General features: G+C 41.3%; 20 protein-coding genes. 3 read left to right on the top strand and 17 right to left on the bottom strand.

The window, feature by feature from the left end:
* The first annotated feature begins 11 nt into the window (after positions 1-11).
* Entirely contained in the window at positions 12-1181 is a 1170-nt protein-coding gene (locus FY534_RS03360) for a glycosyltransferase family 2 protein (protein ID WP_203115215.1), read from the top strand.
* A gap of 145 nt (positions 1182-1326) precedes the next feature.
* Positions 1327-3297, top strand: a complete 1971-nt coding sequence (locus tag FY534_RS03355; protein ID WP_203115214.1) for an EAL domain-containing protein — start codon at positions 1327-1329, stop codon at positions 3295-3297.
* Between the two features lie 98 nt (positions 3298-3395).
* On the opposite strand, the gene FY534_RS03350 is transcribed toward FY534_RS03355, so the two are convergent.
* The 16 genes from FY534_RS03350 to FY534_RS03275 form a co-directional block, all read right to left on the bottom strand.
* Positions 3396-4718 carry an ABC transporter substrate-binding protein gene (locus FY534_RS03350; RefSeq protein ID WP_203115213.1) on the bottom strand — a complete coding sequence of 441 codons (1323 nt, stop codon included), beginning with the start codon at positions 4716-4718 and terminating at the stop codon, positions 3396-3398.
* Positions 4719-4749: 31 nt separating this feature from the next.
* On the bottom strand, positions 4750-5637 hold the full coding sequence (locus FY534_RS03345; RefSeq protein ID WP_203115212.1) for a carbohydrate ABC transporter permease: 888 nt from the start codon (positions 5635-5637) through the stop codon (positions 4750-4752).
* Positions 5616-6536, bottom strand: coding sequence for a carbohydrate ABC transporter permease (locus tag FY534_RS03340; protein WP_238413719.1), 921 nt, complete (start codon positions 6534-6536; stop codon positions 5616-5618). The genes FY534_RS03345 and FY534_RS03340 overlap by 22 nt, the downstream gene beginning before the upstream one ends.
* Before the next feature lie 206 nt (positions 6537-6742).
* Positions 6743-8059: an MFS transporter gene (locus FY534_RS03335; RefSeq protein WP_238413644.1), complete on the bottom strand. Its 1317-nt coding sequence runs from the start codon at positions 8057-8059 to the stop codon at positions 6743-6745.
* A complete protein-coding gene (locus FY534_RS03330; RefSeq protein WP_203115209.1) occupies positions 8049-9653 on the bottom strand; it encodes a PEP-utilizing enzyme in 1605 nt (534 codons plus the stop codon). The genes FY534_RS03335 and FY534_RS03330 overlap by 11 nt, the downstream gene beginning before the upstream one ends.
* The gene (locus tag FY534_RS03325) at positions 9650-10513 is read right to left on the bottom strand and encodes a PEP/pyruvate-binding domain-containing protein (RefSeq protein WP_203115208.1); all 864 of its coding nucleotides are present in this window, start codon (positions 10511-10513) and stop codon (positions 9650-9652) included. Before FY534_RS03325 ends, FY534_RS03330 begins: the two co-directional genes overlap by 4 nt.
* Before the next feature lie 266 nt (positions 10514-10779).
* The gene (locus tag FY534_RS03320) at positions 10780-11520 is read right to left on the bottom strand and encodes an SDR family NAD(P)-dependent oxidoreductase (RefSeq protein ID WP_203115519.1); all 741 of its coding nucleotides are present in this window, start codon (positions 11518-11520) and stop codon (positions 10780-10782) included.
* A gap of 76 nt (positions 11521-11596) precedes the next feature.
* Positions 11597-12232 carry a MarC family protein gene (locus FY534_RS03315; RefSeq protein WP_203115207.1) on the bottom strand — a complete coding sequence of 212 codons (636 nt, stop codon included), beginning with the start codon at positions 12230-12232 and terminating at the stop codon, positions 11597-11599.
* A gap of 172 nt (positions 12233-12404) precedes the next feature.
* The gene (locus tag FY534_RS03310) at positions 12405-13952 is read right to left on the bottom strand and encodes an aldehyde dehydrogenase family protein (protein ID WP_203115206.1); all 1548 of its coding nucleotides are present in this window, start codon (positions 13950-13952) and stop codon (positions 12405-12407) included.
* A 113-nt stretch (positions 13953-14065) separates the two neighbouring features.
* Positions 14066-14656, bottom strand: coding sequence for a sterol desaturase family protein (locus tag FY534_RS03305; RefSeq protein ID WP_370541560.1), 591 nt, complete (start codon positions 14654-14656; stop codon positions 14066-14068).
* A gap of 456 nt (positions 14657-15112) precedes the next feature.
* The gene (locus tag FY534_RS03300) at positions 15113-15889 is read right to left on the bottom strand and encodes an SDR family NAD(P)-dependent oxidoreductase (RefSeq protein WP_072873929.1); all 777 of its coding nucleotides are present in this window, start codon (positions 15887-15889) and stop codon (positions 15113-15115) included.
* A 9-nt stretch (positions 15890-15898) separates the two neighbouring features.
* Complete coding sequence (thiE, locus tag FY534_RS03295; protein ID WP_238413643.1) at positions 15899-16552, bottom strand: thiamine phosphate synthase; 654 nt, start codon at positions 16550-16552, stop codon at positions 15899-15901.
* Complete coding sequence (gene thiD, locus FY534_RS03290) at positions 16549-17454, bottom strand: bifunctional hydroxymethylpyrimidine kinase/phosphomethylpyrimidine kinase (protein ID WP_203115204.1); 906 nt, start codon at positions 17452-17454, stop codon at positions 16549-16551. Before thiD ends, thiE begins: the two co-directional genes overlap by 4 nt.
* 24 nt (positions 17455-17478) lie before the next feature.
* On the bottom strand, positions 17479-17685 hold the full coding sequence (locus FY534_RS03285; RefSeq protein ID WP_072873927.1) for a heavy-metal-associated domain-containing protein: 207 nt from the start codon (positions 17683-17685) through the stop codon (positions 17479-17481).
* A gap of 43 nt (positions 17686-17728) precedes the next feature.
* Positions 17729-19918 (bottom strand): heavy metal translocating P-type ATPase, encoded by a 2190-nt coding sequence (locus FY534_RS03280; protein ID WP_203115203.1) that lies wholly within the window; start codon positions 19916-19918, stop codon positions 17729-17731.
* Between the two features lie 22 nt (positions 19919-19940).
* Positions 19941-20219: a metal-sensitive transcriptional regulator gene (locus tag FY534_RS03275; RefSeq protein ID WP_072873925.1), complete on the bottom strand. Its 279-nt coding sequence runs from the start codon at positions 20217-20219 to the stop codon at positions 19941-19943.
* A gap of 239 nt (positions 20220-20458) precedes the next feature.
* Between FY534_RS03275 and FY534_RS03270 the strand changes: the two genes are divergently transcribed.
* Positions 20459-22294: a cupredoxin domain-containing protein gene (locus tag FY534_RS03270; RefSeq protein ID WP_203115202.1), complete on the top strand. Its 1836-nt coding sequence runs from the start codon at positions 20459-20461 to the stop codon at positions 22292-22294.
* A 99-nt stretch (positions 22295-22393) separates the two neighbouring features.
* Here the strand turns inward: FY534_RS03270 and FY534_RS03265 are convergent, their stop codons facing one another.
* Positions 22394-23500: an adenylate/guanylate cyclase domain-containing protein gene (locus tag FY534_RS03265; RefSeq protein ID WP_238413642.1), complete on the bottom strand. Its 1107-nt coding sequence runs from the start codon at positions 23498-23500 to the stop codon at positions 22394-22396.
* Positions 23501-23507: the final 7 nt, after the last annotated feature.

Below are 23507 nucleotides of genomic sequence, written 5' to 3'. Positions count from 1 at the left end.
AGGTGACTCTTATGACAGATAATCTGATGCTCGTCTACTATATCTGTATTGCAACTGTTACTTTGCTTAATACCTTCTTCTGGCCGCGCCTGACCTGCTCAAAGGACAAAGAAACTATCTTATCTTCCAAGACAAACTATTATCCTCATATTGATGTACTCATACCCGCTCGTAACGAAGAAAACAATATTCAAACATGTCTCCAGTCTCTATTGACTCAAACTTATACAAACTATTCGATTACAGTACTTGACGATAGATCCACAGATACGACTTCTGCTCTTGTCCAACAATTCATTCATCAATCTCCATCAGTAAAATTGAAGTTAATACATGGAAAACCACTCCCTTCCGGTTGGGTCGGAAAATCATGGGCATGTCAACAACTGGCCAACGCCAGTCATGCAGACATTCTTGTCTTTGTGGATGCCGATACCATCCATCAACCCACATTTCTTCAAGCCATGTCTGAAAAATTTAGCAACCCCAAGATAGACCTCGTTTCCGTCTTTCCCTATCAAAAAACTCAAACCATAGGCAGTGCTTGGCTACTATCCATGCTCGGATGGAGTCTACTTACTCACCTTCCTCTTTTTCTCATTGCCCGATCTCGATGGAGAGTCTTTTCTTCCTTTCCAATTGCCATTGGTCAAGTACTCGCTTTTCGTCGCCAGGCCTATGATGCCATAGGCGGACACTGTGCTGTCAAAACCGAGTGGGTAGAAGACATTGCGCTGGCTCGTCTAAGCGCGAAACTTGGCCTTAACCTTCTATTTCTCAACGGGATTTCTCAAACATCCTGTACCATGTATGAAAACGGGCAACAAGCATGGCTTGGATTCAGAAAAAATTGGAGTTTGATTGCCGGAAAACCTATGATTGCCCTTATCATTTGGATCTGGTTATCTATTAGTTTCACGTTACCTTACTTCTTGTTGATAACCTCGTGCGTATCGAACCTTGTTCAATCATCTATTCTTGTGGCTTTCGTTGGCATTGGAACAAGTGTACTAACTTGGATGTGTACTCGCCGAATCATTCAGATTCCTATTTGGATGGTTATTTTTTTCCCATTTCTCATCCTGACATCCCTATGTCTTTGTATCGATTCCGCCCATGCTATTCGTAAAGGAAAAATCATTTGGAAAGATAGAGAGATGAAGAGCAAGTATCCAGTTTGAAATTATAAAATTGATGTTCTAATTGAAAACTGCTTTTGCCTACATACCGGATCGGGCAAGATTGAATTTTGAATCTAATAGGTATATTTTTTATGTATAGTTATATTTTGTAGATTATTTTAAAAATGGAAACGAGGTAAATATGATGTCAACTTATTTTCGTTTTCCAAAATTAAAAATTGAAAGACTCATTCTTTTGCAAATTTCAGTTATGGTTCTATTTCTCGGCTTAATTGGTGGATGGATCATTCATCGAGGTGTTGAGATTGTCCAAGCCCAAAATCAATCCTACGCAGATGTTCAAACCATCGATACTTTAGAAAAAGTATTCAATCAAATCGTCACAGCAGAATCCAATCAACGCAGCTATCTTCTTACGAATAATCCTATTTATTTAAATTATTACCAACATTATTACAATCAAATTCAACCGATTCTACATTCTCTTAAACCAGCCTTATTATCCAATGGTTTATCTCTTTCGCAAGTGGATCATTTTGAGTCAATGATTCATTTAAAATTATCTTTTCTAAGTTCGGAAATACAGAATCAACAAAATGGATTTCATCAAAAAGTTTTACAAACTATACATCAAGAAAACCGTAAAATTCCATTAAATAATATTTATTCCATGGTTCAAGTTATGCAAAAACCTTTTTTACATAACGAATCTAGTAATCGTATGTTAGCATCAGAATATTTAAAAAATAGCATTCTCTGGATTATTATTGCTGGATCACTTTTTCTTTTTTTTGCATGGTTAAGCTATATGCACATTTTAGAAAATCTACGGACCAGAGAACGCCTGAATGAAAAAATCAAACAAATTTCAAGTTTGGATGGACTGACCGGATTACTCAACCGTTCCACATTTCTTGAAAATGCAAACTCTATTTTAGAACAAAGTAAACAAGACAATGAAATGGTTGGTATCTTATTTATAGACTTGGATGGTTTTAAAAATATCAACGATACCTATGGACATGCTACGGGTGATGAGGTTCTAAAGAAAGTCGCTTCTAATTTTCGAGAAGCTATTCGCTCTATGGATTATATTGGACGCTTTGGAGGCGATGAATTCGTTATCCTGGTACGCCACGCAGAAATAGAGGGCGAACTCATTACCATTGCTCAAAAAATTATGGACACATTTTCTGATCCATATTTGAAAAATATTTCCACAAAATTAAGTGCTAGTATTGGGATTTCCGTTTTCCCAAGAGATGGAGATCATTTGCAAACTTTGCTGTCTCACAGCGATCATGCTATGTATAGAGTCAAGCAAACGGGAGGCCATCGGGTTGAATTTTTTAGTTCAGCACTTAACGAGAATATTCGATATGAACAACAACTGAAAAACGATCTCTACGGTGCAATAGCTAGAAATGAACTGGAAATTTATTATCAACCTATTATCCATGCAACCAGTCAAACTCTTTGTGGTTCAGAGGCATTAATTCGTTGGAATCGCGGAAATGGAGAATTGTTAACCCCCGGACAATTCCTTCATTTGGCAGAATCGTCAGGCTTATTATCCAGAATCACAATGCATGTCTTAGAAAAATCGATTACACAAACAAACATGTGGCTAAAACAACTTAGACATCCTTTTTTACTTTCAGTGAATTTGTCAGGACAAGATATTCGTGACATTGATTCTTTTTACAATTTCCTTGATAACCTACTAAAAGCCCATTCTTTTCCACCTCATATGCTTCAATTAGAAATTACGGAAAACGATTTGCTGAAAGGGGAGGCTGTAGAAGCATTACAAAAACTCCATTCTCTTGGAGTTCGTCTGGCCATTGATGATTTTGGCACAGGCTATTCTTCATTAGCTTATTTGCATCGCTTCCCTTTTGATCACATAAAAATTGATCGTAGTTTTATTCAAACGTTACCCCATAATGAATATCATGAGCGTTTGGTTCGCGCCATTATTACAATGGGAAAATTGCTAGGACTTACTGCTGTGGCCGAAGGAGTTGAAAGCGCAGAACAGGAGAAATTTTTAATTCATTGCGGTATCGAATACCTACAAGGTTATTACTATAACCCGCCCCTGTCCTCTAATCGTTTTCAAGAAACTTATATTCAACCTTTATATGAATCATGAGCAATAAGCATTGAATCAAAAAGCACTTCCATCCTATCTCAAAGAATGGAAGTGCTTTAAGTTTTCATGAATGAATTTTAGAATCCTTTGCAGGCTTTTTATTGTGCAATAGCTTGATTAGCTTTTTCTACATTCTGCTGTAAGGCTTGCATGACCGATTCATGCTTAACAAGCACATCATCAACCGCGTTCTGTTCATAATGCTGAAGTTCTAAATAAAGCGGAGTAGGTGGTGCTTGTACTGCGAACGATAACTCTGAAACCGGAACGTACGCATTGGGATGCTGGTGAAAGTAATTTTCCATGGTAGACGAGCTGAGTGCGGCCTTTAATACAGGTAAATATCCTGTATGCATACTCCAATACTCTGTTTGGGCCGGGGCTGTCATCCACTCCATAAAAGTCCAAGCAGCCTTCTTTTCAGCAGCCGGAGCTGCCGCTAGTATAGCCATATCCGCTCCTCCGGATGTTACAACCGGTTGCGTAACATAAGGCATTGGAATGGCTTTAAAGGTAACACCTGTTTGCCGAATTTGTCCCATATCTGCTGCAGATCCACAGTACATCGCCGTTTTGCTGTCTCCAAAATCAGCTATGGTTTCATCCCATCCATTCGCTGAAGCGTGATACTTAAGAGTTCCTTGCTGCTCCATTTGCTTCATAATTTTCAAAACTTTTGCTGCTTGGGGAGAATCAAAAGTCGCTTGAGTCATGCTGCTGTTCATTAATGTGCCTCCGGCAGAGAGCACGTTCTGTTCAAATGTCCACCAACCGCCTGCAGGTTCAAAGCCATACACTTTTTTGCCTGGTTTACTCAATTTCTTTGAAATGATCAAGGCATCCTGCTGGACTTGAGACCAAGTTTTGGGAGGGGTTAATATCCCAGCTTCACGAAACATGATAGGATTATAGTAAAAAGTTTGCACACTGCGATTAAAGGGCAATCCATAAACAGTTTGATTGTACATCGTATTATTGAGAATACCGGGTACAAAATCAGAAATTTTATCGTGTTGTGAATTTGTCATGTAAGTAGTTAAATTTTGCAAAGCTCCATTTGCAGCATAAGTCGGTAATGAATGAACTTCTACTTGTACCATATCTGGCACTTTGCCGGAAGCAATTGCTGCCAGTAATTTTTGTTGCAATGTACTGCTGGGATCTGAATAACTGCCTTCATATATTGCATTGACATGAATTTTAGGATGTGTTGCGTTAAATTCACTGACCAAATGTTGTAGTACGCCGCCTAATTGCCCCGACATACCTTCCCAAAACGTTACTTGAACAGGTTGATTGTTTGATGCGTTTGAAGAGCTTGATGACTGATCTGTTGACTGGCTTGTACCACAACCTACAACCCCCATCGTCATAGTTGTACTGGCCAACAGAAAAAATCCCCATTTTGATAATTGTTTCAATGCTAATTCTCTCCTTTTCTCCAAAATCTATTTACTCTTTTATACCTGCAGAGGATATACCCTGAACCAAAAATCGTTGACCTACAAAAAAGATAAGCAGAACAGGTACAATTCCTATCAAAGTGCTCGCCATCAAGACATTCCACATTGTTCCACTTCCATCACTCGCTATTAAGTAAGACAAGCCTACTGGAAATGTGCGCATACTATTACTTTGTGTAACAATAAGCGGCCAAAAGAAATCATTGTAATGAAATACAAAATTGAGAAACGCTATTGAGAGTAGAGCGGATTTATTGAGAGGTAAGATAATCCGCATAAAAATCCAAAAATGCTCTGCCCCATCTATTTGTGCAGCATCGAGAATTACCTGTGGTACCTGACGGAACGACTGAATCAACCAAAACGTGGCAAATGCCGATCCGATAAAAGGAACAATTAAAGCCTGATAAGTATCTATCCATCCCAGATGTTTCATTATCAAAAAAACTGGGATAAATGTAACTTGTCCAGGTATCATCAGAGTCACTAGTAGGAGCCAATAAACCAGACGTCTTCCACTGAAGGAAATGCGGGCGATAGCATAGGCAGCAAGCGACGAGGTCATCAGTTGCCCGATGACAATAGCAACGGATACCAGTAGAGAATTGATTACATACCTTGCAAAGTAAGGCTGCTCCCATGCCAGAAAAAAATTTCTCCACTCCGGGTGAAAAGGAAACCATTGTGGTGGAAAAGACAAAACAAGACGATTGGGCAGCAAGGAAATTACAACCATCCACCAAAAAGGAGCAAAGAATACAATGGCCAATACCCCTGTAATCACTATTCTCCAGGACGATGAATAGCGAGCGGTACGACTCGTTTTTTTGGGCCATACAGTCTCACGCAAAGTCATCACATCTGATGGTGTACCCATTTGCTCTCCCCTCGAAATTGCAGATAAGTCAAGCCAAGCAAAAACAAGAACAAAAAGATGGACATAGCCGAAGCGATTCCTATATGAAAAAACTCAAATCCTTGCTCGAACAAGTCATACACAAGTGTGGTTGTGCTATCGGCCGGTCCACCTTCCGTAAGTACATAAATTTGATCAAAGGATAAAAATGAGAAGATGAACGAAACGGTTACAACAAAAAAAGTCGTAGGAGAAATCATAGGCAAAGTGATTTTCCAAAAAGTTAAAAACGGAGTAGAACCGTCTACTGCAGCGGCTTCATAAAGACTGTCAGGCACATTTTGCAGTCCATGGAGAAAGAGAATTGCGAAATATCCTGTAAATTGCCATACATAAAGCAACACAATCACCCATAAAGCCTCGTGATAATTACTGAGCCAGCCTTGTGGAGGCAATCCAAACAATCGGAAAATAGCATTCATTAAACCATCGCTGGAACTAAAAAATCTGAACCAAACGACTGCACTCGCAACTGTTGGAACAACATACGGCATAAAAAATATTGTTCGAAATAGACGAACGCCATGAAACGTTTTATTCATACACACTGCTATGAAAAGAGCGAATGGGACTGTTATGCCTGTTGTTCCAATTAAATAAAGCAACGTCCGAAACACGGATTGCCAAAAACTCGAATCCTGAAGAATCAGTTGATAATTATGAAAACCAACCCATTTCTTTACAGGATCGATAAGATTCCACTGTAAAAAAGAGAGATATAGAACATAGAGAATAGCCCCTACCCCAAAAAGACTTACAAAAAACGTTGTAGGCAATACAAATAACCAACCTGTCAATTCTCTTTTCCATCGGTAAGGAAACTGAAAACGATGTTTCTTCTCTCTGCCCGTTGACCTCACCAAGGACAAACTTCTCCATCTCCTTTTATTTTTAATTTAAGCTGATATCTCTTCTCATCCTCCTCTGTCAGGATCATGCCCAGTCTAACTACGCTCTGTAAAAATTCAGCATACATCCCGTAAAGAAACCATAAATTTTATGTAAATTTGCCTGCCAATAAAAAAATGATGCAAAATGCATCATTTTTTGGATGGACTTCTAAATTTTAAACACTATAGATTTTCTTCGCACTGGCAAAAACCATCATCAATCCGATCAAAGACATACCAGCCATTCCCAGAAAGACCACGGCCGTATGTTCATAGTAAGAAGCAATTACCACAGAGGCTAAGATACTCCCCATATAGCGAAAGGTCGAATAAACTCCAGAAGCAGAACCAGAATCTGTTTTATCCACAGACTTAAGAGACAATGTTTGCATGGAAACGATACCTGCACCTGATGCTGCACCACCAAGAATAAACAAGATGACCCAAAGTGGAATACTGTCTATTTTCATCATGGATAAACAAACCCAAAAAAACAAAGAACTCAAGACGGCAGCCGCAAAACTCGTACCTATCGCTCCGATTGGACCCATACGTAATGACAAACGAGCCCCTGCTCCAGAAAGAATGGACATACTTAGAGAAAAAATAAACAAATACATGCCCACTGAGCGAAGAGACACTTGAAAACGATTCTCCAGTACAATCGGTGTAATCAACAATGTGGCATACATCGTAAAATTACTTAAAAAAATGGATAGATTTGCTACAGTAAAACCGATATTGCGAAACAACTTCAACTGAATCAGAGGATATTGAGTCGTTTGTTGGCGCCTAAAGAATAGAGCCATCCAAACAATCCATAGCAATGCTGATGCCCACATAAACGGTATTTTTTTCATGACAAAGAGAACACCACCGAGCAATGACCCGAGAAGAAATAGAGCTCCCAGCCAATCAACCACGGCAGCTTTACCACGACTTTCGGGAATAACAAAATACCCTACCATAAAGCTCATCACAGCAAAGGGAATATTGACAGCAAACAACCAACGCCAACTACCAAGATTTAATAATGCTGCACCTAAGATTGGACCTAGCGCCGCACCTAATCCGAGCACAAGTGACATTATACTCAAAGTGCGATCAAGCCGATGTTCTGGCCAATTCACTCGAATCAATGCGCTGGCAGCGGGCGTCATAGCTGCTCCACCCATTGCCTGAAGAGCGCGAAATATAATAATTGCTATCAGAGAATGCCCAATCATACAACCGAACGAAGCCACTAAAAATAGCGCAACACCACTCAGAAAAATTCTTTTTCTCCCCCAAAGGTCATTCATTTTTCCTGAGAGAGGCTGAACGCTTGCCATCACTAACAAATAGACGGTGACTAGCCATGTGATTGCAGAAAGTGGCACATGCAGACTGTCCGCCAAAGGTGAAAGTGCAACAGAAATCATGGTGGAATTGATGGGCACCAATACGATGCCCATCAATAATGAGAAGAGTAGCAGGCGTTCTTTAAGATTCAAGAGTAATCGTTCCTTCTGTCCCATTAACTGTAACCACATCACCATCACGTAGTGTGGATGTAGCTATTTTGGTACCGAGAACAGCCGGTATTCTGTACTCTCGGGCTACCGTACCCGCATGAGACAGAATGCCGCCAGCATCAGTTACAATAGCGCCAGCAACTGAAAAGAGTACTGTCCATGGAGGCGTCGTTGTTTTACATACTAGAATATCACCGTGATTTAACTTTCCAAATTCATCCTGATTTTTCACAATTCTCACAGTTCCTGTGTGAACTCCTTGTGAAGCAGCGTATCCTTTGATACAAGTCGATGTATTTTCTTTTAGAAATTTTGGTAAACCAAACAAGCGGTCTGCCAACAAATCTTCTACTTCCGTAGCTGACGGCTCTGGTCCAAGATGAGGAACGGGTTGTTCATTTTGGTATAATTGGTAAGCTTCTTTTTCCCTTTGTACTTTGTTCATTAAATTTTGAGGATTTTGTAATGCTTCACATATCTCTTCATAGTAAAGAAAGTGTATATCTGTCGGTTGATCGATCACGCCGAGTGAAACCAAAGTTCTTGCAATATTTAACAGCACGGGCCGATATACTGCTGGCAACATGGTATCAATATAGAAATGATGATCTTCATCAAGTCCCCAACATTGAAGAGCAATTTGATACATCTGCAAAAATTCTTGACGTAATGGGCTATCTGGAATTTGTTCCAATAATTTGTTCAATGCTTCTTGACGTCGGCGCACAAGAGCATCAAATTCGGCATTAAAATGATAATTTCTTTGCAGATAGGAACGAATCAATTCCCAAGCGTACTTTGGATTTTCTCTCCATGTCTCATAAATAAATTCATGCGAATAAGAAGTGCGATATCCATAAACGTCTAAAAGTGATTTCATCTGATGAACAAAATACTGACCATCAGGATCTTTCTGCAACATTCCATCAATATCGTCAAGATTGACGTTGGCTATAATTTCTACAAGTGCTGGAAACTGACGCAATTCATTCGCAAGTTCCCAAAATGCCCGATCCGTTTCTAATGTTTTGCTCATGACACCCACCAGCAAGTCATAAACTTCTTTTCCTGGTCGATCCGTTAGACGTTGATAGAGATCTTCCAAAATAAAACCAACATCAAGGCGAGGCAAGATCACATCGAAATGTATTGCCCAGGCAGTTGTGTAAAATTGATGCATTTCCTTGAGTAGAGAAAGTGCCTCATCTGCCTTAAGATACCCATGCACTTTGTCTTGCAATTTTCTATAAAAAGGAAGAAGAATAGTGTCAACTTTGTCCTGATAGTATTCCATGATAACTGGCATCCGTTGCATAAGCACACGTTCATGTTCCTTAGCGCGAATATCGAGATCACCAGCATAAGGCGAATTAAATTGGTAAAAACGTCCTCTATAAAGACGACAAACAAACCGTTCAATAGGCATTTTCATCAAGTCAAAAGCGATTCGAGTCCCTTCCTCCTGATTAGGCAACTGAAATGAAGCAAAAAGAGGAGTAAGAACATGAGAAAAATGGACATCATCTTGTACAAAAAAGTCATGTTGGTCCTTCTCAGAATATATATAATTCATACAGCAGTTTTCTCCTTTGTTGTTGTAATAGGACGAACTTGCAACAAGTAGAGTTGACCTTCTTGAAATGAAAATTCGACATCGACAGGCGTCTGATATTCTTTTTCCAGATTTTCTGTCAACTTACAGACTTCCAATACTTTCTCCTCCGTAATACACAAACGTTGTTGTTCCAGCCAAGTCGTATCGATCTCACAAACACCTTGATCTTGCAATACACATTTCAATTCTTTGCTGCCTATCTCAGCATGAAGTTTGCCCGTTGTTTTTTCATAAAGAAATGTGTCCGGCGTTACCAAACCAGATACAATCGCTTCTCCAAGTCCATAACTGACATTGACAATTACCGAATTTTCATGAGTAACAGGATGAATGGAAAAGGCTACTCCTGATGTGTCCGCATTCACCATACCTTGAATAATCAAGGGCATTTGAGAGCCGTGCAAGGAAATATGATTGGCCTTCGCGTACGCATTCACACGAGCATAAGAGATAGAGTTCCAACAATGTCTTAATGCTTGAAAAAACGCTTCCTGATTGCGAATATTGAGAACGGTTTCATATTGTCCCGCAAAGGAAGCATGAGAAAGATCTTCAGCCGTACAGGAAGATCTCACAGATACAGCACCATAGCGTTCCATCAACCTATTGAAAGCTTGAAGCATGGCAACTTGCATATCAGCTGCCTTGCTTTCCGCTTCAGCGGAAGTGATACTTTCATGCACTTTACCCGCCACGACAAAACCATCAGGCACGCAATATCCCCGCTGCATGAGTCTGGATAGTTCGAAGGCTTTTGAACCACAGCCTTCTTTACCAAGCTGGTCTGCTGCTTCTGTCAATGAAACGACCCATTCCATAGCATATCCTCGCTTTATCACATGTTTTTTACCATTCACCAGAAGGTAATATGAATTCTACACACCGCAAGTGTGCCAAGCGTTTCAAATTTCGTCTCGTGTGTTTCATATAATGCTTTAGGCATAACAAAAACGCCCTGTTACCTTAGAAAAGGCCATAGGCGTTTGGGTATTTATGATATTTTTAATTTAGTGAACTTCAAGGAAATTCATGAATCTCATAACCAACTCACAACTTTGTGACTATAAAATAAAAATTGTTACACTCAAATTGTGAGTCCGCCATCCACCGATATATCACAACCTGTTATAAATTGACTATCGTCACTGACATAAAAAGCAATAACTCGTGCAATATCTTCAGGCTTAGCAATTCTACCGAGCGGAGTTAGTTTAGCCATATTTCTTTTCATTTCTTCTGATTGAAATTTTGTTCGCTCCGTTTCAACTAATCCCGGTGAAACTATATTTGCAGTAATTCCATATGTTCCAAACTCCTTGGCAATATATTTTCCAAAAGTAGTAAGGCCCGCTTTGGCTGTACCATGGGCAATAAAAGGCACTTGTGGATGCTGGGCCAAACCTGTGGAGACATAAACAATTCGTCCATAGTGATTTTCAAGCATATGTGGAAGCACGGCCTGAGATAAGGTAAATGCTGCTTTTAACTCGTCATTAAGTTTCTGAGAAAATTCCAACCAACTCATTTCCAAAAAAGGCTTCCTCACAAAGTTCATGGCTGCATTGCTAACCAGGCCATCGATTTTGCCACACTGACGAATAGTAGTTTCGACCAAATATTGTACTTGTTGCTCATCTCGTATATCCGCCTGCAACGCTAATGCTCGGCCGCCTTTTTGCTCAATTTCATGGACGAGTCTATTGGCCGATTCACGGTTTGAAAGATAGTTCAAAACTACAAAAGCGCCTCGATGAGCAAGAAGGCGTGCTGTCTCTGCACCAATCCCACGTCCTCCGCCGGTGATGAGAACGACTTTACCTTCCATCATTTCACTCCCAATCTTCTATATATTTGCATCCTAAACACATTTATATTTATGATTGGATTTTTTACAAATTTTTTTATGTGTGTAGCCATCCTGGAAACAATTTATCCAAACCGGACACTGCCATTTGAACCGCGATAATCGCCAAAAGTAAACCCATCAATCGAGTAATAACATTCATTTCCGTCTTACCTAAGTGCTTTCCAATAAAACCAGAATAGTAGAGAATAACATAGGTACCTGCAAGTACGATCACAACAGCAATAAATACAGATAGCGAATTCATGAGCAACTTTCCGCCGCCAGCTAATGCCATAACAGTAGCAATCGTTCCAGGACCAGCAATCAATGGGGTAGCCAATGGGGTGACAGATATATCATCTTTATTTGCACTGTCTTCATGTTCATCCGCGTGGGGAGTATGTGCATGTGAGGGTTTAGCTTGAATAAGATTATAGGCTATACCAAAAATTAAAATACCACCGACAACACGAAACGCATTGACAGTAATCCCAAACAATTCAAAAATATAGTGTCCTAAGACAAGAAATATCATAATAATTAAAAAAGCTATCAGAATAGCTTTTCGAGCAATTTTTCTTTGTTTGTTTAGATCATAATTTTCGGTGAGGGACAAAAAAATGGGGACATTGCCAATTGGATTCATCACTGCGAATATACCGACTAAAGCATGTACCATATAGCCTAGCACGGATTACTCTCCTCCTTATTCAGTTACGAGATTAAGCCGGACAAGGGAATGAAAGATTCACCTCCAGAACAACTCCAGAATATATAGAGTTAACATAGATTGTACCACAAATTCATCTTCCAAAAATTTGACTTCCTTTTTACACCAAATCTTTATACCGATATAGAAGAAACTATTTATAATTGCGTTTGCGAGATAAGTTCAGTAACTTCATATACGCTTGTAATAATTTAAAAGGGTTTTTATGCTTTCCGTACCAACTTGCAATAAGTTGAGAGAGTGGTTGAGATTTTCCGGCATAAGGGAACCAATGCATTTCCGAAGGACTTTTTCCTTCAGACAACAATATAGAAGTTTGAATAGAAAAAGCGTACAAACCTTCCGCCCCATGATATTTCCCGATCCCACCTTCTTTGGTTCCCCCATAAGGAAGATAGGGATTAGCAATGCTGATAATCACATCGTTAAGACACACGTTTCCTGTTACCAATTGAGCCGCGACCCTTTTGGCTCTTTGCAAATCAGCTGTCCAAACACTTGCACCTAATCCTAATTGACTCTGATTGGCTAGTTCAATGACCTCGTCCTCTTGATCAAACGGTAAAATAGGAAGTATGGGACCGAAAGTTTCTTCATTTAACAGAGAAACATGATTGGGAACATTCGTTATCAGCATGGGAGCTAATTTCCTTGAATTCTCCAGCCAATGATCTGGATGCTCTCCCGCCAATAATGTAGCCCCCTGCTGGAGAGCCTCCAACACTTGGGATTTAACCTTCTCGATTTGTGCCATTGTTGTCATGCTACCGAGATCAGCATCTATATCTTCACCCTGACATAACTGAGCTAATGATTGGATTAAAAGTTCTTGAAAAACAGGTAAAATACTTCTTTCTACATATAATCTTTCTACAGATAAACATACTTGTCCACTATTGCAAAATGCCCCCCACAGAGCACCACGTACCGCTCTTTCTAAATGAGCATCCGCAAAAACAATCATCGGATCTTTACCGCCAAGCTCCAATGTGGTCGGTATGAGTTGTTCAGCAGCTAAGGATTGAATTCTTCGGCCAGTCGCTACAGAACCCGTAAAATGGATAAAATCAGGATGTTTTTGAATTAACTCCCTTCCCGTTTTGCCATCTCCCAAAATAACTTGAACAACACCTTCGGGAAAACCGACTTCATGAAATAAAGATTGCATCAACTCTGTAACACTTGGCGTCCACTCTGACGGTTTAAGCAGAACACAATTCCCTGCTGCCAGAGCTTCAATGACAGGCACCATAGCTAGTTGAAAGGGGAAGTTCCATGGAGAGATGACCAAAACAATCCCTCTCGGCTGAAATTGAAGATACGATTTTTTCCCAAATAATATCATGGGAGTTTTTCTTTTTTGTGGACGAAGCAATTTTTCAGCGTGTTTTTCCAAAAAACGCAGCGATTCAAGAACCATCATGACTTCACTTGACAGCGCCTCCAAGAAGGGTTTTCCCGTTGCTTGATGAATCACATTTGCAATCCGATCACGATTCTCGGCAATATGGTAACGAAGTTTTCGCAACCAGACTATTCGCTCTTGAACGCTATAATTTTTCCATACAGAAAACTGTTTTCTAGCTCTTTGATAAATCGATTCAAGATCATCTTCCGTTTTGGGTTGCCATGCATATTCGGAAACTCGGTCATCAATGGCAGAGGCAGAAAGGTTAGACAATATATTCATTCTCCTCTTGATAAAATAGAAACAGAGTATATTGGAGTTAGAACCGTTACCTGTTTTTATCCATCTTTTCTATGATAATAGATAGAATTTACAGATATCTTATCTCAGAAGTGACTTTCTGTCACTTGTTCTTTGATCCGATGCTCCAAATCCCTAGCTGTTTGACTTTTTTCTACCAATTTTTCATCTGGATAAGTTTGAAAGACATAATCCAGCACTGTATGAGTTACTCCGTACCAATAGTTCTCATTTTTATGATGATGCCACAAATGCGATTTTTTTAGTTTTTTGCCCCATTTCGTTTTAGGAACCAAGGGACGATGCGCAACAAAATGTCTCCATTCATAATAGAGAAGAAAAATACCAACACCAGTAGCAAAAAAAATCGCTTCTTGCCAGCGATGACTGATAATCATAAGAATTGAAGATGCAACAGCAATATTAGGTAAACTGTACCATAAAGGTAAAAATAATAAGTGTAAATCTCCAGGATTCGCATGATGATCATAATGGATTCGTTTTAAAAATTTGAGCAATATTCGATTTTTCGGAGGTTTCATATGAAATAAGAAACGATGTGTCGTGTACTCCGCTAATGCGTATGCCACCATACCAGCCACAATAAAAATGAGGGTCAGCCAACCTTGCCAATGTAAAATAGAGACTATGCAGCCTGTGATTGTAAGAAATAACATGACAAAAATATCAGGAAACTTAATAAACAATTTCAATTCTTTACTCACCACAGATGACCGCCCCGTTATCCTTATGGTCTTAGTACAAAGAATAGGAGTTCATTAGTTGTCCTGTCAATCGGCATCCCCAATTCCCCCAAAGATTGGACGGACACTACTGGAACTCTTCACAGGTTTTCTTCGCGAACTTAACAATGGATAAGAAGAAGGTATTTGACACAAAGTTGTGTTCAGGATCGTCTAAACAGGCGTAAAGTCGAAAGGAGCGATAATGTTATTATCCAAACACGGACTTTCAATCATATGATTCAAGCAACTGATACTATCTGATAGTACGCTCAAAACGACTATAGTTTGGCAAAAAGGAAACAAAATATATTCATGAAAGTATGTTGGCAATCCCGTTTATGCTTTGAATATCGTCGTTCATACAAAATAAACCTATCTTCTAAAATCTTATGAATTACCGAAACGTTCTTTGTACCAGTTTGCAAATTCTGTGGCTATCATGCGTTCACCAGTGATTCCGTCCGATTGATCTGAGGCAAGAAAAACAATCGGATCAGCCATAATATTCGGATGTAACAGCGGTACTTTCAATTGTTTTTTCATCTCATCTGGGATCATGCCTGTTTCCGTTGCACCGCCCGGCAATAACATATTGACGGTGATACCGTAGGGCAGCAGATCTTCTGCCATGATATAGCTGAGTGATTCTGCACCAGCTCTTGAAGGTCCATAGGGAATAAAACCGCGTCGGCGCATTGTTGAATGATTCATGGAAATGTTAATGACTTTTCCGTACCCCTGTCTAACCAACAAAGGAGCGAATCCACGAGAAACAAGAAAATATCCTGTGAGATTCGTATCAATGACATCTCGAAATCCTTGCGGAGTCACTTCAAAAAAAGGCTGTGGTTCCAACATGAATCGAGAATTGACTGTTCGCATGCCAATTCCTGCATTGTTCACAAGAACATCGATTTTTCCCCATGTTTGAACTACCCAGCTTACGGCATCGCTGATAGATTGTTCAGAGCGAACATCCATGGGCAAAGAATATGCATCATAACCAGCATGTGTCAAACGTTTTACTTCACTGTCCAACCGATCTGTTGCACGAGCTGTCATTGCAACCGATGCCCCAGCTTTCAACAACGCCTCTGCCATGGCCAACCCAAGTCCACTGGAAGCACCTGTAACGACTATACGACGACCGTCCAAAAGATTCATTGTCCTCTTTTAACCTCCACTTATTTCCATTCGATGAATAAGTTCCATAGACGCCATTCTGGGATCATCTGCAGACATCACTGCCGAAACAACGGCTATACCATCGGCTCCCGCCTTTAATACAGAACTCGCTCTTTCAGCGTTGATACCGCCTATGGCTACAACTGGAAGCGACACAGACTGTGTAACGAGGGAAAGTCCCTCAAGTCCCGTAAAATCCGCATCTGGTTTAGAATTCGTAGGATAGACCGCCCCCACTCCCAAGTAATCCGCCCCTTGCTGTTCAGCTGCTAAGGCTTCTTCTACTCCAGCTGCTGAAACCCCAACCAATGCATCTGGAAATAATTTTTTTACTTCCATACACGATAAATCATCCTGTCCCACGTGAATCCCATCAGCGTCGCACAGAAGCGCAATATCTACACGATCATTGACAAAAAAAAGCACATCCGCCTCTCTGGTCATTCGCCTTATAGCATAGGCGAGATCGACAAAATGACGTCCTAAATCTGCCTTGCGGCGCAGTTGGATGGCGGTAGCACCACCTTGTATCGCAGCTGCAGTCGTATCGAGCAAGCTCTGCGTATCTTTTCTTTCATCGGTGACCACATAGAGTCGCAAACGACGGCGCAACTCTTCTTTCGTCATCTGAGCTAGCTTCATACTGAAATCTCCTCACAGCGCATCCATCCGCCATCTTTTCTGATATACGAGTAACCTGCCACTACGCCTTCCGCTATACGAATCGCTACAGAATGATTGGTCGGACCGTAGCCATTCCCCACATCCCAATCCGTCGCAGCTTCGATAGCATCTTGGACAAACGACTTGGCAGATGCGATAGCATTCAGGAAATTCATTCCTCTCGCCAAGCCTGCAGTTATTGCAGCAGAAAACGTGCAGCCCGTTCCGTGGGTTTTGTGACTAGGAATACGAGGAGAATGAAAACTTGTAAAATTTTCACCATCAAAAACGAGATCAACCACATGCGAAGATGGCCCGTCCCCTTCATTTGCATGGCCGCCTTTGATGATCACGATTCGAGGACCCAGGCTAGCCAAATCTTGAGCAGCTTGGAGGCATTGTTCGAACGTTGTAATGGGATAACCACATAACGTCTCAGCTTCAGGCAAGTTTGGCGTCAAAATATCAGCCAAAGGCAGCAATTGCTCTTTCATGGCTTGGATGGCTGAATAGGATAACAAAGACTTTCCACTTTTAGAAATCATCACTGGATCAACAACAATATTGGTTACTTTGTACTGTTGCAAAGTTTGCGCAACAACATGAATGATGTTCTCATTGCTCAGCATTCCTGTTTTTAACGCATGTGTTCCAATATCGTCCAGTATAGATTGCAACTGTAGTTGAACAAATTCCGGTGTCATTTCCATGATGCCCAGGACGTCTAATGTATTTTGAGCCGTCAAAGCCGTAATGCAAGAGGAACCATAGACATCAAATGCAGCAAACGTCTTTAAATCAGCTTGAATTCCCGCTCCGCCGCCACTGTCTGAACCTGCAATCGTCATGGCTCGCACAACACTGCCGTTGTTTAGATACATAGGTGTATCCCTTCCTATCAACCATCAGTTAGTATCGTAGCCAGCTTCTTCAATGACTTCTTTCAACATGGATATATCCGTTTTACTTTCATCAAATTGCACAGTCGCTTGACCGGCTTCCAATTCAACTTGTACATCCAGTACGCCGTCAACACTTTTCAGCGCTTTTGTAACGGCATTCACGCATCCTCCGCAAGTCATACCTATCACCGAAATCATAGCTGTCGCCATATGATATCAACTCCTCATGATGATTTGCATTAAATTTTATTTTTTATAGTTTAGCACGACGCAGCAGCAAACTGTTGGTCACAACACTGACAGAACTGAGCGCCATTGCCGCACCAGCAATGATTGGACTAAGAATTCCTAATGCAGCAAGGGGAACCCCCAACATGTTATAGAAGAAAGCCCAGAACAAGTTCTGCCGAATTTTACGCATGGTCAGACGTGATAATTGTATTGCTAATACAACAGCTTCCAAATTGGAGGTCATCAAGGCAATATCTGCAGTTTCAAGCGCCACGTCCGCTCCGTTACCCATAGCCATACCAATATCCGCCGCCGCTAGTGCGGGAGAATCATTGATGCCATCACCAACCATAGCCACAACTCGTCCCTGCTCTTTTAATTCCAACACTTTTTGTGCTTTTTCTCCCGGCAGTATTCCAGCCATAACCTGCTGAATACCTAATTGCCGTGCTACAGCGTTGGCTGTTTGCTCATTGTCTCCCGTTAACATCCAGACATCAATGCCCAATTTTTGAAGTGCTTCAATAGTAGATTTCGCTTCTGGTTTCAGCGTATCTGCAATTCCAATGAATCCCTGAAAATGTCCATTGACTGACACACAAATAACAGTTTTTGCTTCTTTTTCAAGCTGTGAAATTGGATGGATCTGAAACCCTTGAACCTGTTCGTCTTCCATTAATTGAGCATTGCCAATCAGAATGGAAACTCCATTCCATTCGCCAGCGATTCCTCTTCCAGGAATGATTTTTGCTTTCTCTGCATGGCCAAAATCTATTCCTTGATCCTTTGCATATTGAACTACAGCCTGGGCTAGTGGATGATCACTTTGCGACTCAACTGCAGCTACAATACTCAACATGTGAGATGTATCCGATTGAGACAGGGTCATGATGTCTGTAAGGGTTGGTTTACCTAAAGTTAAGGTCCCTGTTTTGTCGAAGACTACGGTGTTGACTTGATGAGCCTTTTCCAAATGCTCACCACCTTTAATGAGAACGCCATGCGCTGCCCCCAATCCCGTACCAACCATGATGGCTGTTGGTGTTGCCAAGCCTAGAGAACATGGGCAGGCAATGACCAATACTGCCACAGCTGCAATCAACGCGTGACTCCAGGTACCAAAAATACCCCAAAGAAAAAAAGTCAAAATAGCGATACCTAGTACAGTGGGGACAAAAACTCCTGATATCTTATCAGCCAGACGTTGCACAGGGGCTTTCGAACCTTGAGCCTCTTCAACTAGACGAATGATTTGAGAAAAAACTGTATGCTCACCGATTCTGGTTACTTTCATTACAAAGGAGTCCATTTGATTCATTGTTGCAGCCAACACCTCATCGCCAGCCTGCTTCGCAACTGGAACTGACTCCCCTGTAAGAAAGGATTCGTCAATATGAGCAGTTCCTTCTACAAGTATCCCATCAGCTGGAACTTTTTCTCCAGGATAGACACGAACGAGATCGCCCAACTGTAGCTTTTCGACGGCAACATCTCTCACATTGCCATCCTTCACTATATGTGCATGTTTAGCAGCCAAATCGGCCAATTGTTCAATGGCAGAACTAGATTCCTGTTTCGCTCTGGTTTCCAGCCATTTGCCCATAAAAATCAGCGTAATGACCGTGGCAGAACTATCAAAATAGGTCACTGGATATCCTAAAATGGTTCTGATTGCGCTGTATACGTATGCTGTTGTCGTTCCCAGAGCAACCAGCACATCCATGTTGGCGGCTCCGCCGCGAAGAGCGTGGTAAGCTCCTTTGTAAAATCTCCAACCTACATAAAACTGAACTGGAGTTGCCAGCGCAAAACTCACCCAATTCGACATAAATGGCGATTTGCCCAACAACATGACAAACATCTGCACAACCAGCGGCAATGTCAAAATAACAGATAACCCAAGTATTCTCTGGTCTCGACGATAGGCTAAACTTTTCTGTTTTCGTTCTTCTGCATCATTGAGTTCTTGAATGGGAATCGCTGTGTAACCTGCTTTCTCAATCTTGGACAAAATTTCCTTTTCATCTATCAGGTGAGAAAGATATTCTACCTTTCCTTTTTCTGAAGCCAAATTGACACTGACCTGGGTAACGCCATTGGCCCGACCTAAGACTTTTTCAATTCTGGCTGCACAAGCAGCGCAGGTCATACCTTCAATTTTAAACTCTGATTTTCTGGTTAAAACTTTCTCTTTGCGGATTTGTTGTTGCATAGTTCAAACAGACTCCCTCCTGTTACTTGGAAAACTGCCGGATCACTTGCATTAATTCATCAATCTTTTCTTTTTCTGATGTGCGCTCATGCAGAGCGTCTGCAACACATCCTCGCGTGTGTGCTTCCAATATGGCAAGCGCCACTTGATGGGTTGCACTCTTAATGGCAGCTAACTGATTGAGCAAATCTATACAATATCGATTATCTTCAATCATTTTTTGAACACCGCGCACTTGTCCTTCAATACGTCTCAATCGTGCTAACAGATTATCTTTATCTTTTTCATAAGAATGACTCATTACTCCTCACCTCTCTTTTACATTACCCCTGTAGGGTATATTCGTCAAGTTTGGATACTCTATATTTTAGAGTATCCCTGTTACATCAACTCGGCGTTCAAGGATGACACAATCGGTACATAATATGGAACGCATGGAACACGACTCCTCGGTATAGTGAGCAGTGGTTAGATTTCACTGGCAGGATTGCCGAGAAATTTGAACTCTCTAGTTACTTTACTGAGGAGGTATATAGAAACATGAGGAACATCAAATGGCTTCAGGCTGGGGCTGCCGGAGTTGCAACACTTGCTTTGCTGGCGACTGTCTCATCGCCAGTATTTGCTGATACCGGTAGTACGGTAAGCAGTTCTACTTCATCCACTGCATCCACGGCAACACATTGGACAGTCAATGCGGGACCCATGACCAAAAGCGGTGTTATGGCCATGTCATTCTTCCCTAACGTCATTACCATTGATGCTGGTGACAGCATTACTTTTGAGGGTGTTGGACATACGGTTTCTTTCCCTGGAATAAATGGAACACTTCCTTCAGCGTTATCGCCTCAGGCTCAACTTCCTGCTGGAGGCAGTACGTATAACGGCTCTACTTTCACATCATCTGGATTGCTAATGGGAAAACCCTATACTCTGACCTTTACCAAACCAGGTGTTTATCCGTATTACTGCTTACTTCATCCTGGTATGATGGGCGTCGTCATTGTCAATCCAGCAGGAACACCGTATCCATTGACACAAGCGCAATACAATGCGCAAGCACAAGCAGAGGAGCAAGCTGATTTTAATTCGGCCAATCAATCCATTGCTGCCTTCAAGTTGAAGACTCAAAAGAATGCCAATGGCACGACCACCTATTTTGCACAGACCGACGCTAAAGAATCTCAATCCTATGCTATGAATCTCTCTTCTGTAAACAACAGTGGTGTCAAAGGTTCAGCATTGATTGCTTTTGCACAGCCACCTTCTCAATCCAATTCGTATATTACGTATGGAATTTCCGTGAAGTTGGCAGGATTGAAACCTGGCCATACGTATACCGCCATGCTTTGTGAAGGAAAAAGCGGTAGTGGCGTGATGGTGCCTCATTCAAAATTTGCCACTGTGATTGTGAACAGTGACGGTACAGGAACTGTAACGGGATCGGTAGAAGCATCTGGGCTTCCTCAAGGCGTTTGGAATCTTGATATATATAACTCCAGCAAACAAGTGGTGGCCACAGGACTAATCAATCATCCGTCTTGGGCATATGAACGTTTCCTGCCAGATACTTTGAACATCCATACTGGGGATACGGTCATCTGGACACAAACAGGCGTCAATGAAGTACACACGGTAACTTTTTTGCCTAAAGGTTGGTCTGACATTCCTAATGAAAGTCTCATGCCACCTCCGTATGGCGGACATATTTATGCGGGTACTGGATATTTTAACTCCGGCTTTCTGGTACCAGGCGCTACCTATGAATTAACATTTATTAAGTCTGGAAGTTTTGCTTACCGATGCCTTTTGCATGACGTCATGGGCATGTTGGGAACTGTAAACGTGACTTCTCAGCCGAATGTGGTCACGGCCGCTTGGAACAACAGTGTGGAAAACATGCCTTCAAAAACCATTGATGGCAGCACTTATGTTCCCATCTGGTACTTAATGCAGTTACTAAAATCAGCAGGAATTCAAACTTCTTGGAACGGTTCCAACTGGAACATTACTTCTGATACTGCATTCGGTTCAAATTCTGTCAGCCAAGCAAGCGGCAATGGTAATGTTCACCTCTATGTGAACAACCATATGATGTCTAGTATGGAAGGGAAAGTATGGAAAAATTACGGACAAGGAACAATGTATATCCAAGTAGATGACCTCTTGAATGTCATGAAGGCCATGGGCATGAATCCAACGTTCATTGGAGGAACACTGGATTTCACACCGAGCGCCCATGCTGGTTATATACCATCTGTGCCGAGCGGACAATTATCCAACGGATCGAGCGCAGCTTCTACAAGCTCAACATCCAGTACAGGAACAAGTTCCAGTTCTTCAAACACAATGAGCCATATGGGTTCAATGAACTAAGAAATAAACAATAGCCCCTCCCTAATCACGGAGGGGCTATCATGAATGCGACTGTTCGTTGGGTCGAATAAGGTAGGCGCCAAAATATCTATGAAGGACTTATGTTTGCTTGCGTCCCATTACCTCGTAAAGTTCTATGGCTTCTTCTTTACCAGGAACAGAAAACGGACCACAGACACGCGCCTGCACGATATCACTTACTCTCTGATAAGTGCTTGAACTGATAAACACCGCGTTGTCATGACCTTTGGTCAAACGTTCAATCCGAGAAGCCATATTGACTGTATCACCAATAACTGTGTATTCGACACGTTCTTCCGTGCCAATATTGCCAACGACAACTTCGCCTGTATTGATACCTATTCCTATTTTTAAATTGCCGCCTAATTCCATACGGTGGCGTTCATTGAACTGATGAATCTTCTCTACCATATCGAGTGCACAAAGTACTGCATTCTCTTGATTATGCAAATAAGATACAGGGGCACCAAAAATAGCTAATATGCCATCACCAATAAACTTATTGACTGTTCCGTTGTGAGCTTTTACACAATCCGTCATCAGCGAGAAATAGTCGTTTAAAAACGCCACTACTTTACGTGGCTCAAGCTCTGCAGCACGGGCTGTAAAGTCACGGATGTCACAGAGGAGAACAGAAACAATGCGCAGTTCACCTTTAAGTATGGAACTGTCCTCGTCTTGACCCAGAACCTCAGTCACCACATGCTCAGGTACATATTTTTGAAAGAGTTTCATCACTCTTTCCTGATCTTGAACACGCTGCTGCAATTCTTCGATTAACCGCTTGTTTTGATGTTGGAGGCGAACCATCTCTGCTGCCCCTTGCAATGTCATTAAAAGTTCGCTTTCCACCCATGGTTTCGTAATATATCGATAGACTCGTCCCGTATTAATGGCTTTTATAATCGCCTCGACATCACTAAAACCTGTAAGAATCATGCGTATGGTATCAGGAAACTCCGGTATAATAGCCTCTAAAAATTGCACACCCATCATTTCCGGCATTCGCTGATCCGTAATCACAATGGGAATCTGATGGGTGCGAAGTAAATCCACTGCTTCTCGAGCAGAAGTCGTTGTATAAATTTGAAAATGTTTACGAAACGCAGCTCGGAAGGATATTAAATTATGCTCTTCATCATCTAAATACAATATAGAAATCGGTAAATCGCTTTTCTTCATCATTTTTCTA

It is taken from the genome of Alicyclobacillus sp. TC (assembly GCF_016804365.1).
GTDB classification, from domain to species: Bacteria; Bacillota; Bacilli; order Alicyclobacillales; family Alicyclobacillaceae; genus Alicyclobacillus_I; species Alicyclobacillus_I tolerans.
The sequence above is the reverse complement of the archived record's forward strand: the minus strand, read 5'-3'. Positions and strand labels throughout refer to the sequence as shown.

What these genes read in the sequence shown, in the direction of transcription:
- FY534_RS03360 (WP_203115215.1), top strand. Translation starts at nt 12, where the DNA reads ATGACAGATAATCTGATGCTCGTCTACTATATCTGTATTGCAACTGTT.
- FY534_RS03275 (WP_072873925.1), bottom strand. Translation starts at nt 20,219, where the DNA reads ATGAGTCATTCTTATGAAAAAGATAAAGATAATCTGTTAGCACGATTG.
- FY534_RS03320 (WP_203115519.1), bottom strand. Translation starts at nt 11,520, where the DNA reads ATGGAAGGTAAAGTCGTTCTCATCACCGGCGGAGGACGTGGGATTGGT.
- FY534_RS03300 (WP_072873929.1), bottom strand. Translation starts at nt 15,889, where the DNA reads ATGAATCTTTTGGACGGTCGTCGTATAGTCGTTACAGGTGCTTCCAGT.
- thiE (WP_238413643.1), bottom strand. Translation starts at nt 16,552, where the DNA reads ATGAAGCTAGCTCAGATGACGAAAGAAGAGTTGCGCCGTCGTTTGCGA.
- FY534_RS03330 (WP_203115209.1), bottom strand. Translation starts at nt 9,653, where the DNA reads ATGAATTATATATATTCTGAGAAGGACCAACATGACTTTTTTGTACAA.
- FY534_RS03305 (WP_370541560.1), bottom strand. Translation starts at nt 14,656, where the DNA reads ATGTTATTTCTTACAATCACAGGCTGCATAGTCTCTATTTTACATTGG.
- FY534_RS03355 (WP_203115214.1), top strand. Translation starts at nt 1,327, where the DNA reads ATGTCAACTTATTTTCGTTTTCCAAAATTAAAAATTGAAAGACTCATT.
- FY534_RS03265 (WP_238413642.1), bottom strand. Translation starts at nt 23,500, where the DNA reads ATGATGAAGAAAAGCGATTTACCGATTTCTATATTGTATTTAGATGAT.
- FY534_RS03285 (WP_072873927.1), bottom strand. Translation starts at nt 17,685, where the DNA reads ATGGCGACAGCTATGATTTCGGTGATAGGTATGACTTGCGGAGGATGC.
- FY534_RS03325 (WP_203115208.1), bottom strand. Translation starts at nt 10,513, where the DNA reads ATGGAATGGGTCGTTTCATTGACAGAAGCAGCAGACCAGCTTGGTAAA.
- FY534_RS03270 (WP_203115202.1), top strand. Translation starts at nt 20,459, where the DNA reads ATGAGGAACATCAAATGGCTTCAGGCTGGGGCTGCCGGAGTTGCAACA.
- FY534_RS03280 (WP_203115203.1), bottom strand. Translation starts at nt 19,918, where the DNA reads ATGCAACAACAAATCCGCAAAGAGAAAGTTTTAACCAGAAAATCAGAG.
- FY534_RS03345 (WP_203115212.1), bottom strand. Translation starts at nt 5,637, where the DNA reads ATGGGTACACCATCAGATGTGATGACTTTGCGTGAGACTGTATGGCCC.
- thiD (WP_203115204.1), bottom strand. Translation starts at nt 17,454, where the DNA reads ATGTATCTAAACAACGGCAGTGTTGTGCGAGCCATGACGATTGCAGGT.